We start from the raw sequence: 12,877 nt of genomic DNA, 5'->3' as shown, positions 1-12,877 counted from the left end.
GATGGGTGACGATAACCGTTTTGCGACCGAAACGGCACACGGGACGTGGCCGGTTTATGATGATGCATCGAAGCATCTTCCACGCCCAACAATGATCGTCCGCGACCGCCCCTCGGCCTTGCGCCTGTTCTTCATCCTGCGCGGATCGATCCTGCCGCGCATCTGGATGCACCTCGCGGTCAGCACGGTGCTGGCGCTGATCGTGACCTGGACCGACGGCGAACTGGGCCACCACAAACTGCATTTCACGCCGACGCCGTTCACGCTGATGGGGCTTCCCCTCGCAATCTTCCTGGGCTTCCGCAACAACGCCGCCTACGACCGCTACTGGGAAGGCCGCAAGCAATGGGGAGAACTCGTGCTGCGCAGCCGCAGCCTGGCGCGCCAGTGCCTGTCGCTCGTCGCGCCCGGCGCGGTCCGTGACGACAACGAACCCCATCTGCGCATCGTGCGCCGCGCCATCGCCTATGCGCACGCGCTGCGCCACCGCCTGCGCGACGTGCCGGATGGCGCGCCCGAGACCGACGTCGCGCCCTGGCTGGACAAGGCCGAATGGACACGCGTGCGCGCACTGCCCAACGTGCCGTACGCGCTGATGCTGGAGATGGGCGCCGACCTCGGACAGTGCCTGCGCACGGGCCGCCTCGACGCCTGCCTCGCGCCGTCGATCGACGCGAGCCTGTCCGCGATGACGGCGGTGGCCGCGTCGTGCGAACGCATCCGCGGCACGCCGATTCCGTTTTCGTACACCTTGCTGCTGCACCGCACGGCGTACCTGTACTGCTTCCTGCTGCCGTTCGGCCTCGTGGACACGATCGGCTACCTGACGCCCCTCGTGTCGGCCATCGTGGCCTATACCTTCTTCGGCCTGGACGCCCTCGGCGACGAGCTCGAGGAACCGTTCCGCGCCTCCGACAACGGCCTGCCGCTCGAGGCCCTGTGCCGCACGATCGAGATCGACCTGCGTACGGCGCTGGGCGAGAGCGACCTGCCGCCCCCGCTGCTGCCGGAGGACTACCGCCTCAGCTAAGGGCGCGCGACGTCGAGCCGGAACGGCGCGGCGGGCAGATCGTCGCCGCCGAACAGGTTCACGAACGGCGCATCGGCCCAGGCGTAGCGCACCTGCGTGACGTCGGGCGCGCCGGCGCCGGGCAGGACGACCTGGTCGCTCGCCTTGCCGGCCACGCGCGCCTCGGCATAGCGGCAAGTAGTGCCCGCGCACACCTCGAACCCGATGGCGCGGTCCGACGAATACGTGGCCAGTCCACCCCCCGTGTCCTTGAACGCGACGACGATGTCGTTGCCGTTGCGGCGCGCAGACACGGCCGTCGGGCTGCCGGGCGCGGTCTTTTCGCCATACGCGACGGCCCGCGCCGCCCGCGCGAGGCGTTCGCCGACGAGCGTCTTCTGGGTCGGATGGATGTCGAAGCGGTCGCCCACGTCGAGCGTGACGGCGAGCCCCGCATGCGCGTCGTGCGCCACCGCGTACGCCTGCGCGTCGCGCAGCTCGGCCCAGTCGGACTTGCCGGGCGTCTTCGCGGGCGATCCGTACGACGTCAGCTGCACGACGAGGAACGGCAACGCCGGCTGGCCGAAGCGCTGGCGCCAGTCGCGCATCAGCAGCGGCAGCAGGGTGCGGTATTCCTGCGCCGCGCCCGTGTTCGATTCGCCCTGGTACCACGCCGCCAGCTTGAATTTATAGCCGACCAGCGGGGCGATCATGCCGTTGTACAGCGTCGTGAGGCTCGTCGGCACGTCCCACGGTGCCGGCGGCACGGACAACCCCTTCATGGCGCCGCCGCGCTGGACCTTCCACGCGGCCGGCAGCGGGATCGTCCGGCCATCCGCCAGGCCGATGGTGCGGCCGGACGGCGCGCCCGACAGGCCGCCGCCCTGCCCGCCGCTCAGCACGCGCATGGCGATCACGTTGCGGCCCGCCTTGAACACGCCAGCCGGCACGGCATAATCGCGCCACATCCAGGACGTGCTGGCGCCGCCCACGCGCACGCCATTGACCCAGGTGGTGTCGTACGTGTCGACGGGGCCCAGGTGCAGCGCGTTCGCGGCCTGCGCCTGCGCCTCCGTCAGCGTGACGGCCGTGCGGTACCAGGCCACGCCGTCGAAGTTCTTGAAGCCCGCCAGGCCGCTGTCTTTCCACGAACCGGACGGCGTGACGGTCTGCCAGGCGCTGTCGTCGAATTCCGGCGCGATCCACGCGCGCTGGGCTGTCGCCGCCGGGTCGTGCGCGCGCCACCACGCTTCGTTGCGCGCATCCTCGGCGCGCATGCCGGCGGCCGGATCGGCGCCGAACTGCGCGACGGCATCCACGCCGGCCTTGTAGTCGGCCAGCGTGCGCAGCGACTCCGCCCCGGTCCAGCCTTGGATCGTCGTGCCGCCCCAGCTGGCGTTGACGAAGCCGATGGGCACCTTGACGCTGCCCTGCAGCGAGCGCGCCATGTAGTAGCAGACGGCCGAGGCGTCGCCGGCCGTTTCCGGCGTCACGACCTGCCACTCGACGGGTCCCTTCAGCTCATCCTGCGGCGTCGCCGTGCTGTTCTTCTGCACGTTCAGGAAGCGCATCGTCTCGTTGCGGCCCGCGTACGTGGCGCCGATGGCATTGGTCGACTGGCGCTGGGCGAATTCCATGTTCGACTGGCCCGAGCACAGGTACACGTCGCCGACGAGGATGTCGGCACGGCTGACGGTCTGCCCGTTCGACGTCACCGTCAGCGTGTACGGCCCGCCCGCGGGCTGCGGCGGCAGCTGGATCTTCCATTTGCCGTGCGCGTCCGCGCTGCCGTTCACGGTGCGTCCGGCCAGCGTCACGGCCAGCTTGTGGCCGGGGCCCGCCGTGCCCCACACGGCGATGGGCTCGTCCCGTTGCAGGACCGCGTGGTCGGAAAAGATATGTGCCAGCTCCAGGTCGGCCGCCTGCGCGGGCAGGCAGGCGCTTGCGGCCGCGAGCGCCAGCAGGCGCACGGCCATCCGTGTTGTCTCCATCATGATTCCTCGTCGTCGTTGTCGTGGTCGCGCGTATGTTTGCGCTATTCATTTTTTTATTTAAATAATGTTATACCAACGACGAGGCTATTGATTGCTTCAGGCAAAAAAAACCAGCCCACGGGCTGGCATCGTCCACGGCGCCGAACGGCGCCGTGTCACGGCCGGTTAATAACCGCGCTTGCCGTCCTGGCCGGTGGTGCCGGTGCCGCTCGTGCCGCTCGTGCCGCTGGTGCCGGTGCCGCTGGTGCCGGTTCCGGTGGCGCTGGTGCCGGTGCCCGAACCCGAGCCGGTGCCGCTCATGCCGCTGGAGCCGGACAGGCCGGTGCCGCTGGCGCCGGTGCTGCCGCTCATGCCGCTGGTGCCCGACGAGCCCGACGAGCTGGAGCCGGTCGGCGGCGTGGTCGTGGTGCCGGTACCCATGCTGCCGCTCGTGCCCGAGGTGCCCGAGGTGCCGGAGGTACCGGACGTGCCGGAGGTACCGGACGTGCCCGACGAACCCGACGTGCCCTGCATATCCTGGCTGCCGGTCGACGACGAGCCGCTGCTGGTCGAGCCGCTGCTGCCGCTCATACCGCTGCTCGAGCTGCTGGAGTTGCTCTTCTTATGGTGTTTCTTCTTGCTGTGTTTCTTGTGAGTCGGGGTGCTCGACGTCGCCTGGTCTTGCGCGGTCGCGCTGCTGCCCGTCGACGAGCTGCCGCTCGTCTGCGCCTGGGCATTCATGGTACCGAACATCGCCACCGTGACGGCGGCACCCAGCAGGCCCTTCAATAACTTATTCATTTTCATGTCGCTCTCCAAAGAGAATGTATCTGGGGCAAAAAAACTCAGCAATATCAATCAGATATTGTGGAGGCGGAGTTTAATGATATCGCTGCGAACGGTGCGCGCGTTAGCCTGCTGGAAACAAGTCGTGCCGGTTTTTCAATCCGTCCCGGCCGCCTGCGCGGACAGCGTACCCAAGCGTGAGTACAGGTCGAGCACGTTGCTTTTGTCGTCCGGATAGACACGGTTCGACAGCAACACGTAGAACGCACGCGACGCCGGATCGACCCACAGGACGCAGCCCGTGAAGCCCGTGTGGCCATAGCTGCCGACCGGGAACACGGTGCCGCGCGGCCGTTTGGCGTACGGCGAATCGATGTCCATGCCGAGGCCGCGCTGCGCCAGGCCAGCCGGCGACTGCACCGTCGTCAGCAGGCGCACGCTCGCCGGGCTGAGGATGCGTACGCCGTCCAGCACGCCGCCCGCCAGCAGCATGCGGGCAAAGCGGGCCACGTCGCCGACCGTCGTGAACACGCCGGCCGAGCCGGCCACGCCCCCCATCCGGCGCACCGTCGGATCGTGCACGACGCCACGCAGGAGCTCGCCCGGCGCGAGGTCGCCATGCGCGCCCTTGCCGTCGTCCCGGCCCACCTGGGTCGGCGCGATCGTCGCGGCGTCCACGCGGCGCAGCGGCAGATAGCCCGTGTTCTGCATCCGCAGCGGCGCGAAGATGTGGGCCTGCGCGTAATCGTCCAGCGGCGTGCCCGTGACCTGCTCGACGATCTGGCCCAGCAGCACATAATTGATGTCGGAATAGCGGAAGAACGTGCCGGGCGCATGCGTGACGGCCTGCGCGCACGCGAGCTTGTGCGCGGCCGCGCGGCCTGTCCAGTCCGGGTCCTTCGGCAGGCCGGCGGGCAGACCCGAGCTGTGGGTGAGCAATTGGCGGATCGTGATCGTTTCCTTGCCGCCGTTCGCACAGTCCGGGAAGTATTTGACGAGCTTGTCGTCCAGGCCGATGCGCCCCTGCTCGGCCAGGATCAGCACGGACGGCGCCGTGACGAGCACCTTCGTCAGCGACGCCGCGTCGAACACGGTCGACGTCGTGACGGACGGCGACGCCGGCTCATAGGTCAGGCGGCCATACGCGCGTTCGTAGACGGCGCCGCCATGCTCCAGGTGGAAGACGGCGCCCGGCAGCTTGCGCGCGGCGATGGCCTCATTGACGGCGGCGTCGATCTGCGGGAAGCGGCGCACGTCCAGCCGGGGCGTGCCGCCCGCGGGCGGGCGCGACGCGTGGAACGGCAAGGCGCAGCCGGCGGCGAGCACGGCGACGCAGCCGGCGGCCAGCAAAGTCCTGGTATGGCGAAGCGGGTAAATACGCATAAAAGATGCCGTAGCGACATAGTTTGACGGGCCATCATAGGCAGCCTCCCAGGCGGGGTCAAGCATAGGGGCGCGCCGCGGCCTGCCGATCCGGGCCGTGCCGCACGCGAAAAAAAGGATCGGCGTATCATGCCTCGATGACTGCACCCATGATTCCCTTCTCGATCCTCGACCTCGCCCCGATCACGGAAGGCAGCGATGCCGCCGAATCCTTCCGCCGCTCGCTCGACCTCGCTCAGCACGGCGAACGCTGGGGCTACCACCGCTTCTGGCTGGCCGAACACCACGGCATGCCGGGCATCGCCAGCGCGGCGACGGCGGTGCTGATCGCCCACGTGGGCAACGGCACCTCGACCATCCGCCTCGGCGCCGGCGGCATCATGCTGCCGAACCATTCTCCACTCGTCATCGCGGAACAATTCGGCACGCTCGAATCGCTGTTTCCTGGCCGCATCGACCTGGGCCTCGGCCGCGCGCCCGGTTCCGACCACGCGACGGCGCGCGCCCTGCGCCGCAACCTCGCGTCCGACGCCGACGAGTTCCCGCAGGACGTCGTGGAACTGATGGATTATTTTGCGGAGTCGCCGCGCCGCCAGGTGCGCGCCGTCCCCGGCGCCGGCCTCAGGGTGCCGGTGTGGATCCTCGGCTCCAGCCTGTTCGGCGCGCAACTGGCCGCGATGCTCGGCCTGCCGTACGCGTTCGCATCGCACTTCGCACCGCAGATGATGATGCAGGCCATCGAGATCTACCGCGCCAACTTCCGTCCGTCGGCCCAGCTCGACAAGCCGTACGTGATGCTCGGCTTTAACGTGTTCGCCGCCGAGACCGATGCGGAAGCGCAATGGCGCGCGACCTCGATGCAGCAGGCGTTCGTCAACCTGCGCAGCGGGCACCCGACGCGTTTGAAACCGCCCGTCGAAGGCTATCTCGACCTGCTGGGCCCGGCGGAACGCGGCATGCTCGACGGCGTGCTGTCGTGCTCGGCGATCGGTTCGCCGGAGACCGTCGAACAACAAATCAAGGCCTTCATCGCGCGTACCGGCGCGGACGAGCTGATGATCACGTCGCAGATCTACGACCACACGGCGCGCCTGCGCTCGTACGAAATCGCGGCGGAAATACGAAATAAGCGCTGACAGACATGACAGTCTGCCGCAACGGTGATCTGGCGAACATTCAACCGGCGCGGCCGCGTTTAAGCTGTCATCCATGGACGGCATTGGGCCGTTGATTGCATAACCATGGAGGACTTATGAACACCAAACTGATCGCCGCAACCCTGATGCTCTCGCTCGCTTCGACGGGCGTTGCCTACGCCAAACCCAGCTGCGCGAAAGGCGCCCTCGTCGGCGGCGTGGGCGGCCACGTGGCCGGCAAGCACGGCCTGCTCGGCGCGGCCGCCGGCTGCGCCATCGGCCACCATATGGCGAAGAAGCAGGAGCGGGAGCAACAAAGGCAGGCCCAGGCGCAGGCCGCGAACAGCCAGCAGGCGGCACCGCGCAAATAAGCAAGCCTGTCGTTTCCAGCACTGCTGAAAACGACTTTCCAGCACTGCTGAAAACGACTTTCCAGCACTGCCGGAAACGACTTCCGCGCGGACGGGACAGCCATCGGGCTGTTCCCGCCATGCTGAACTTCAGGCGCCAGGCTGCCAGGCGCGCTGCAGTGTTTCAACGCTGCAGTGCTTCAAAGATACCTAATTCTGTTGTTCAACATGGGTCCCCGCTTGCGCGGGGACGATCGACAGGTGCCTCAGGCGTCGCCCGTCCCCGCCTGCAGCGCGTCGATCACATGACGCGTGGAGCGCACCTTGCCCATGATGCGGAAGGTGTGTTCGCAGGCGAACTTGTGCATGTCGGCCTGCATGCTGCTCATCGCGTCCTCGACGAACACGACCTCGTAACCGCGGTCGAGCGCGGCGCGCGCCGTCGATTCGACGCCGAAGTTGGTGGCGATGCCGCCGAGGATGATGGTCTTGATGTGGCGCCGGCGCAGCAGCTGGTCCAGCTCCGTGCCGTAGAAGGCCCCCCACTGGCGCTTCGTCACGACGATGTCCTGCGCCTGCACCTGCGCTGCCAAAGCCAGATGCGACGCGTCCGGCGGCGGCGCGGGCGTGCCCGGCTTCCGTATCGGCGCATCGGAGGGCGGCATTTGCAGTTGGTCGACGAGCACGCGCACGAAGATCACCATGCCGCCGCGGTCGCGCATCTCGCCCGCCAGCAGCACGCAATTGCCCACCACCTGCTCGGCCGTGTAGGGCGCCAGGTCCCGTTTCACATTACTGTTCTGCAAATCGATCAGCACCAGGGCGGTGCGACCGATGTCGATATCCAGGTCGGTCATTGAAGAGTCCTCCTCGCCGCGCAGTATCCGCCTGCCGCGATTTGGATGGCGCAGCTTTCCGCTGTGATAAATTCCCTGCATCATGCAAAGATTGCAAAGAACCGCCATCGCCGCCCTGGGACTGCTGTTGGCGGGCTGCGCCAGCCAGCCCGCCCTCACCGACTACACCGTCAACTCGGGCGCGCAGCGCAGCGCCGACCAGCAGGCGCTCGTCTTCGATCACGCCGACCTGAGCCTGCGCATCGACCCGGACAGCCGCAGCCTGCGCGGCGACGCGACGCTCACGTTCGGCACGCGCGCCCCGCTGGACCGCATCGACCTCGACCTGGACCGCAACCTCCCCATCGACGCCATCACGGTCGACGGCCAGCCGCTTGCCGCGAACCGGTGGCGCAATCCGGACGGCAAGCTGACGATCACGCTGCCGCAACGGCTGGAACCGGGCCGTCAAACGACGATCCGCGTGACCTACCACGGCGAGCCGCACGTGGCGAGACGGGCCCCGTGGGACGGCGGCTTCGTGTGGGCGCGCACGCCGGACGGCCGGCCGTGGGTCGCCAGCGCGGTCGAAGGCGAAGGCTGCGACCTGTTCTGGCCCTGCATCGACCACCCGATGGGCAAGCCGGCCGTCGTCGACGAACACATCACCGTGCCGGCGCCGCTGGTCGCGGCGGGCAATGGCGTGTCGCTCGGGATGACGGAAGCGCACGGCTGGCGCACGTGGCACTGGCGCGCGAAGCACCCCAGCACCTACGGCATCGCCATCAACGTGGGGCCGTACGAAGTCCTGTCCGGCGACTACCGCAGCCGCTACGGCAACGTGATCCCGCTGCGGCTGTGGTACCTGCCGCAGAACAAGGCGCATGCGCAAGACCTGTTCGCGGAATTCCCGCAGATGCTCGATTTCTTCGAATCGACGATCGGACCGTACCCGTTCGGCGACGAAAAAATGGGCGTCGTCGAAACCCCGCACAAGGGCATGGAACACCAGACCATCAATGCCTACGGCAACAAATACGTCAAGACGCCGTATGGCTACGACGACCTGCTGCAGCATGAATTCGCCCACGAATGGTTCGGCAACCAGTTGACCAATGCCGACTGGGACGATATGTGGCTGCACGAGGGCCTCGGCTCCTACATGCAACCGTTGTACATGCAATACCTGCACGGCGACCAGGAATACTATGCCGCGCTGATGCAGCAGCGGGCGGCGATCCGCAACAAGGCGCCGCTCGTGTCCGGCAAGCACAAGCGCGAGGAAGACGTCTACGACATCAAACGCGGCGGCCCCGGCGGCGATATCTACGCGAAGGGCTCGCTCGTGCTGCACACGTTGCGCGGCCTGATCGGCGACGACGCCTTTTTCCGCGCCGTGCGCGAACTCGTGTACGGCACGCCGGACCCGCGTCCGGGAAATTTCACACCGCGCTATGCGACGACGCCGGAATTCATCGCCATCGTCCAGCGCGCGAGCGGACGAGACCTGGACTGGTTTTTCCAGGCGTATATGTATCAGGCCGCGTTGCCCGAACTGCTGGCCACGCGCCGCGGTGACACGCTGGACCTCGCGTGGAAAACGGCCGGCAACACGCCGTTCCCGATGCCGCTCGACGTGCGCGTGGGCGGGCGCATCGTCACGCTGCCGATGGCGGACGGGCATGGCAGCATCGCGCTGCCGGCCGGCGCGACGTACACGCTGGACCCGCATTCGAAGATCTTACGGCGCGAGGAACGGTTCGAGATCTTCCAGCGTTACCAGGAACGGCAGCAAAAGCAGGCGAAACCGTAGGGTGGGCACCCTGTGCCCACGCGTGACGCATGCATGACGCGAACGTTAAGCGTGGGCACGTTTCATTTGAGGCCTCCGGCCGCAAATGCCCACCTTACCCAGCCTTCCCGTCGACGTCGATCCGGCGCACGGTGCCGAGGTTCAGCGCGCGGATCGGCGCTTCGATCTTGCTCATGTCGCCGACGACGATCCACACGGGCTGACGCGGCAGCACGACGCGCGCGGCCAGTGCGTTCAGCTGCGCGGGCGTCAGCGCGAGGGCCGTCGCCGTGTACGTGTTGTAGTAATCCTCGGGCAAGCCGTATTGCAGGATCGTCGCATAGGCGTTGCTGAGCTGGCTGACCGTCTCGAATGAGCCCGGCAGGCCCAGCGTCTCGTTGGCCTGCGCGTCCTGCAGCTCGCGCGGCGTGATGGGGCGCGCGCTGCCCAGCTCGGCATATTCGCGCGCCAGTTCGCGCAGCGCGTCGGCCGTTTTATCGGTCTGGACGGGCGAATCGCTGTACAGGATGCGCTGGCCCCGCGCCGCCACGAGCGAGGTGCCGACGCCGTACGACCAATGTTTATCTTCCCGCAGATCCATGTTCAGCCGCGAGCTGAACGTGCCGCCGAACACGTCGTTCAGCAGATTCAGCGCGACGGCATCCGGCGAGTTGCGCGGCGGGGCCAGCTGGGCGCCGACGATGTCGCTCTGCAGCGCGCCGGGGCGGTCGATCAGGTAGATCGTCGTGCCGGCCGGCTGGGCGACGGTTGCGACGTCGTGCGCGGGCAAGGGGCCGGCCTTCCAGGCCCCGAACGCGCGCTCCAGCAGGGGTGTCAATTCCGCCAGCGTCGTGTCGCCGACGACGAGCAGGGTCGCGTTATTCGGCTTGAACCAGGTATCGTGATAGCCGACGAGGTCCGCGCGCGTCATGCGCGATACCGCGGCTTCCGTGCCGCTGCCCGTCAGCGGCAGCGAATACGGATGGCCGGGACCGTACAGCAGCGGCGGCAGCACGCGCAAGGCCATGAGGTGCGGCACCGTCTGCTCGCGCTGGATCGCGGCCAGCCGCGTCTTGCGCACGCGCTCGAAGTCGGCTTGCGGGAACGACGGGTGCAAGGTCAGGTCCGCGTACAGGCCGAGCGCCTGCGCCAGCGTGGGTTTCAGCACGTTCATGTTGACGAAGGCGCCGTCCAGGTTGATCGTCGTGCCGAACGACGCGCCCAGCGCTTCCAGTGCGCGGCTGATGTCCAGCGCGCTGCGCGTTTTGGTGCCTTCTTCCAGCATGCGCAACGTCAGGCTCGCGAGGCCCGGCAGCGCCTGCGCATCGGAGGCGAAGCCGCCACCGAGCATCAGCGACAGATTGATCACGGGCGCGCCATGGCGCTCGGCCAGCACCACGTTCAGGCCGTTGGACAAGGTCGTCTTCTGCATGGGCGGCAAGGCCAACGGCTCCGGATGGCCCGCCGGCGGGCCCTTGCTGCGGTCGACCGTGGACGGCTCGGCGGCCAGCGCGCTCGGGAACGGATCGACTTCCAGCACGTAGTCGCCATCGAGCAGCCAGGCCTGCATGGCCTGGCGGACAGTGGCCGGCGTCGCGTCCTTGATGCGCTGCAAATATACCTTGTAGCAATCCGGATTGCCCGTGTAGGTGGCGCAGCGCGCCAGCACGTCGCTCTTGCCGCCGAAGCCGCCCACGCGCTCGACGGCGCGCGCGTGCAGCGCGAGGATCGTCGTCTGCGCAAGCCGCAGCTCGGCGGCCGTCGGTCCCGACTTCATCAGCGCGCGCAATTCCTCGTCAGCCAGTTGTTCCATGCGCGCGACGTCGGCCGCCGGCAATCCGGGCTTGGCCGTCAGCGTGGTGGAGAACTGGCCGGCGATCTCGTTCGAATCGTTGCCGGAACCTATGCTCGTGGCCAATTGCTCCTTCACGACGAGACGCTGGTACAGGCGCGACATCTTGCCGCCGCCCAGCACCTGCGCGGCCAGGTCGAGCAGCGGTTCTTCCGGCGTGTCGGCGCCGGGCACGTTCCACAGGCGGATGATGCGGGCCTGCGGCACGCGGTCTTGCACTTGCCCGCGATGCGTGCCGCTGCGCTTCGCGACCCACGCCTGCTGGTGCGCCTGCGGGGGGCCCGGCGGAATATCTCCGTAGTATTTTTCGACCTTCTCGCGCGCCTGCTGCGGCGTGATGTCGCCGGCGAGCACGAGCACGACGTTGTTCGGACCGTAATGCCCCTTGAACCAGTCGGTGACATCCGTCATCGACGCGGCGTCGAGGTCGGACATGGAACCGATCACGGTCCAGGAATACGGGTGGTTCGCCGGCCACGTGTTTTCCGTGACGATCTGCTCGACGATGCCGTACGGCTGGTTCTCGCGCTGGCGCTTTTCGTTCTGCACGACGCCCCGCTGCAGGTCGAGCTTCTTCTGGTCGAGCACGCTCAATAAATGGCCCATGCGGTCGCTCTCGGCGAACAGCGCGTAGTCGAGCATGGAGGTCGGCACCGTCTCGAAATAATTCGTGCGGTCCTTGTTCGTCGTGCCGTTCAAGTCCGTCGCGCCGATGCCTTCCAGCGCGGATAAAAACGTCTTGTTGAAGTTGGCGCTGCCGGAAAACATCAGGTGCTCGAACAGGTGCGCGAAGCCCGTCTTGCCGGGCTTTTCGTTTTTCGAACCGACGTGATACCACGTGTTGACGGCGACCACGGGCGCCTTGTGGTCCTCATGCACGAGCACGGTGAGGCCGTTCTTGAGCACGAACTTCGTGTACGGGATGTCGGGGATCGGGATGTCGACGCCGGCGGCGCGCACGGGCGCGGCCGAGGCCGCGGTGCCGGCGAGCGCCAGCATCGATACGAATAAGAAACGGTAAGCAAAACCCACGCTGTTCTCCTGGCAAGGTTTGCACGACGAACAATGGCCGCGCCCATTCTAAGGCAGTCGCGGCCTGTCGTCCTGCACTGACACGCGGTCCGGGCCCAGTCCTCTGCACGGATCATGCATGGGGCGTATCATTGAGGCTGGCAATCAGCAAAAGGATAAGCTCATGAATCAACGACGCTCCTTCCTCAAAAGCTCGGCCGTCCTCGCATCGGTGCTCGGTGCGCCCGCCATCCGGACCCATGCCAAAACCCTGCCGGATGCGCCCGTCACGCCGGTGGCCCCCAACGAGCGCATCGTGCGCCTGTACAACACGCACACGGGCGAAAGCCTGCGGACCATTTTCTGGGCCGAGGGCGAGTTCATTCCCGAGGCTTTGCAGGACATTAATAAGCTGCTGCGCGACCACCGCAACAACAAGATCGCGCCGATCGATCCGAAGCTGCTCGTCTTGCTGGACCGCGTCAGCGCCCAGTACGGCAACCATCCGACCATGCACGTGATCTCGGGTTATCGCTCGCCGGAAACGAACGCGATGTTGCACGAGAACACGAACGGCGTGGCCAAGCACAGCCTGCACATGGAGGGCCAGGCCATCGACGTGCGCATTCCCGGCGAGGACCTGGCCAAGTTGCACAAGGTCGCGATGGCGCAGAAGGCGGGCGGGGTCGGCTATTACCCCGACTCGCAGTTCGTCCACATGGACGTCGGCCGCGTGCGTTACTGGTGAT

The 12,877-nt window shown here is 67.2% G+C and carries 10 protein-coding genes; 5 read left to right on the top strand and 5 right to left on the bottom strand.

Annotation, left to right across the window (positions count from 1 at the left end; genetic code table 11):
- Positions 1-91 precede the first annotated feature (91 nt).
- Positions 92-1,030: a bestrophin family protein gene (locus tag BVG12_RS22960; RefSeq protein WP_075794422.1), complete on the top strand. Its 939-nt coding sequence runs from the start codon at positions 92-94 to the stop codon at positions 1,028-1,030.
- Here the strand turns inward: BVG12_RS22960 and BVG12_RS22955 are convergent.
- From BVG12_RS22955 to BVG12_RS22945, 3 genes are all read right to left on the bottom strand, one after another.
- Complete coding sequence (locus BVG12_RS22955) at positions 1,027-3,003, bottom strand: sialate O-acetylesterase (protein WP_083685328.1); 1,977 nt, start codon at positions 3,001-3,003, stop codon at positions 1,027-1,029. The genes BVG12_RS22960 and BVG12_RS22955 overlap by 4 nt on opposite strands.
- A 165-nt stretch (positions 3,004-3,168) precedes the next feature.
- Complete coding sequence (locus BVG12_RS22950; protein ID WP_075794420.1) at positions 3,169-3,789, bottom strand: hypothetical protein; 621 nt, start codon at positions 3,787-3,789, stop codon at positions 3,169-3,171.
- A 135-nt stretch (positions 3,790-3,924) separates the two neighbouring features.
- On the bottom strand, positions 3,925-5,151 hold the full coding sequence (locus BVG12_RS22945) for a serine hydrolase domain-containing protein (RefSeq protein WP_083685326.1): 1,227 nt from the start codon (positions 5,149-5,151) through the stop codon (positions 3,925-3,927).
- A gap of 149 nt (positions 5,152-5,300) precedes the next feature.
- On the opposite strand from BVG12_RS22945, the gene BVG12_RS22940 reads away from it, so the two are divergent.
- Together BVG12_RS22940 and BVG12_RS22935 are read left to right on the top strand one after the other, a co-directional pair.
- Positions 5,301-6,287 carry an LLM class flavin-dependent oxidoreductase gene (locus BVG12_RS22940; RefSeq protein WP_075794419.1) on the top strand — a complete coding sequence of 329 codons (987 nt, stop codon included), beginning with the start codon at positions 5,301-5,303 and terminating at the stop codon, positions 6,285-6,287.
- A gap of 116 nt (positions 6,288-6,403) precedes the next feature.
- Positions 6,404-6,658, top strand: coding sequence for a hypothetical protein (locus tag BVG12_RS22935; RefSeq protein ID WP_075794418.1), 255 nt, complete (start codon positions 6,404-6,406; stop codon positions 6,656-6,658).
- Positions 6,659-6,903: 245 nt separating this feature from the next.
- On the opposite strand, the gene BVG12_RS22930 is transcribed toward BVG12_RS22935, so the two are convergent.
- Positions 6,904-7,494 carry an isochorismatase family protein gene (locus tag BVG12_RS22930; RefSeq protein WP_075794417.1) on the bottom strand — a complete coding sequence of 197 codons (591 nt, stop codon included), beginning with the start codon at positions 7,492-7,494 and terminating at the stop codon, positions 6,904-6,906.
- 91 nt (positions 7,495-7,585) lie between these two features.
- Between BVG12_RS22930 and BVG12_RS22925 the strand changes: the two genes are divergently transcribed.
- The gene (locus BVG12_RS22925; protein ID WP_229503690.1) at positions 7,586-9,286 is read left to right on the top strand and encodes a M1 family metallopeptidase; all 1,701 of its coding nucleotides are present in this window, start codon (positions 7,586-7,588) and stop codon (positions 9,284-9,286) included.
- A 94-nt stretch (positions 9,287-9,380) separates the two neighbouring features.
- Here the strand turns inward: BVG12_RS22925 and BVG12_RS22920 are convergent, their stop codons facing one another.
- Positions 9,381-12,149 (bottom strand): M16 family metallopeptidase, encoded by a 2,769-nt coding sequence (locus BVG12_RS22920; RefSeq protein WP_229503689.1) that lies wholly within the window; start codon positions 12,147-12,149, stop codon positions 9,381-9,383.
- Positions 12,150-12,312: 163 nt separating this feature from the next.
- On the opposite strand from BVG12_RS22920, the gene mepK reads away from it, so the two are divergent.
- Positions 12,313-12,876, top strand: a complete 564-nt coding sequence (gene mepK / locus BVG12_RS22915; RefSeq protein WP_075794415.1) for a peptidoglycan L,D-endopeptidase MepK — start codon at positions 12,313-12,315, stop codon at positions 12,874-12,876.
- Position 12,877: the final 1 nt, after the last annotated feature.

The organism is Massilia putida, assembly GCF_001941825.1.
Taxonomy (GTDB): Bacteria; Pseudomonadota; Gammaproteobacteria; order Burkholderiales; family Burkholderiaceae_D; genus Telluria; species Telluria putida.
This window is presented reverse-complemented; position numbering and strand designations above follow the sequence as displayed.

Coding starts and splice junctions, on each gene's coding strand:
- BVG12_RS22960 (WP_075794422.1), top strand. CDS start 92: ATGATCGTCCGCGACCGCCCCTCGGCCTTGCGCCTGTTCTTCATCCTG.
- BVG12_RS22955 (WP_083685328.1), bottom strand. CDS start 3,003: ATGATGGAGACAACACGGATGGCCGTGCGCCTGCTGGCGCTCGCGGCC.
- BVG12_RS22950 (WP_075794420.1), bottom strand. CDS start 3,789: ATGAAAATGAATAAGTTATTGAAGGGCCTGCTGGGTGCCGCCGTCACG.
- BVG12_RS22945 (WP_083685326.1), bottom strand. CDS start 5,151: ATGCGTATTTACCCGCTTCGCCATACCAGGACTTTGCTGGCCGCCGGC.
- BVG12_RS22940 (WP_075794419.1), top strand. CDS start 5,301: ATGATTCCCTTCTCGATCCTCGACCTCGCCCCGATCACGGAAGGCAGC.
- BVG12_RS22935 (WP_075794418.1), top strand. CDS start 6,404: ATGAACACCAAACTGATCGCCGCAACCCTGATGCTCTCGCTCGCTTCG.
- BVG12_RS22930 (WP_075794417.1), bottom strand. CDS start 7,494: ATGACCGACCTGGATATCGACATCGGTCGCACCGCCCTGGTGCTGATC.
- mepK (WP_075794415.1), top strand. CDS start 12,313: ATGAATCAACGACGCTCCTTCCTCAAAAGCTCGGCCGTCCTCGCATCG.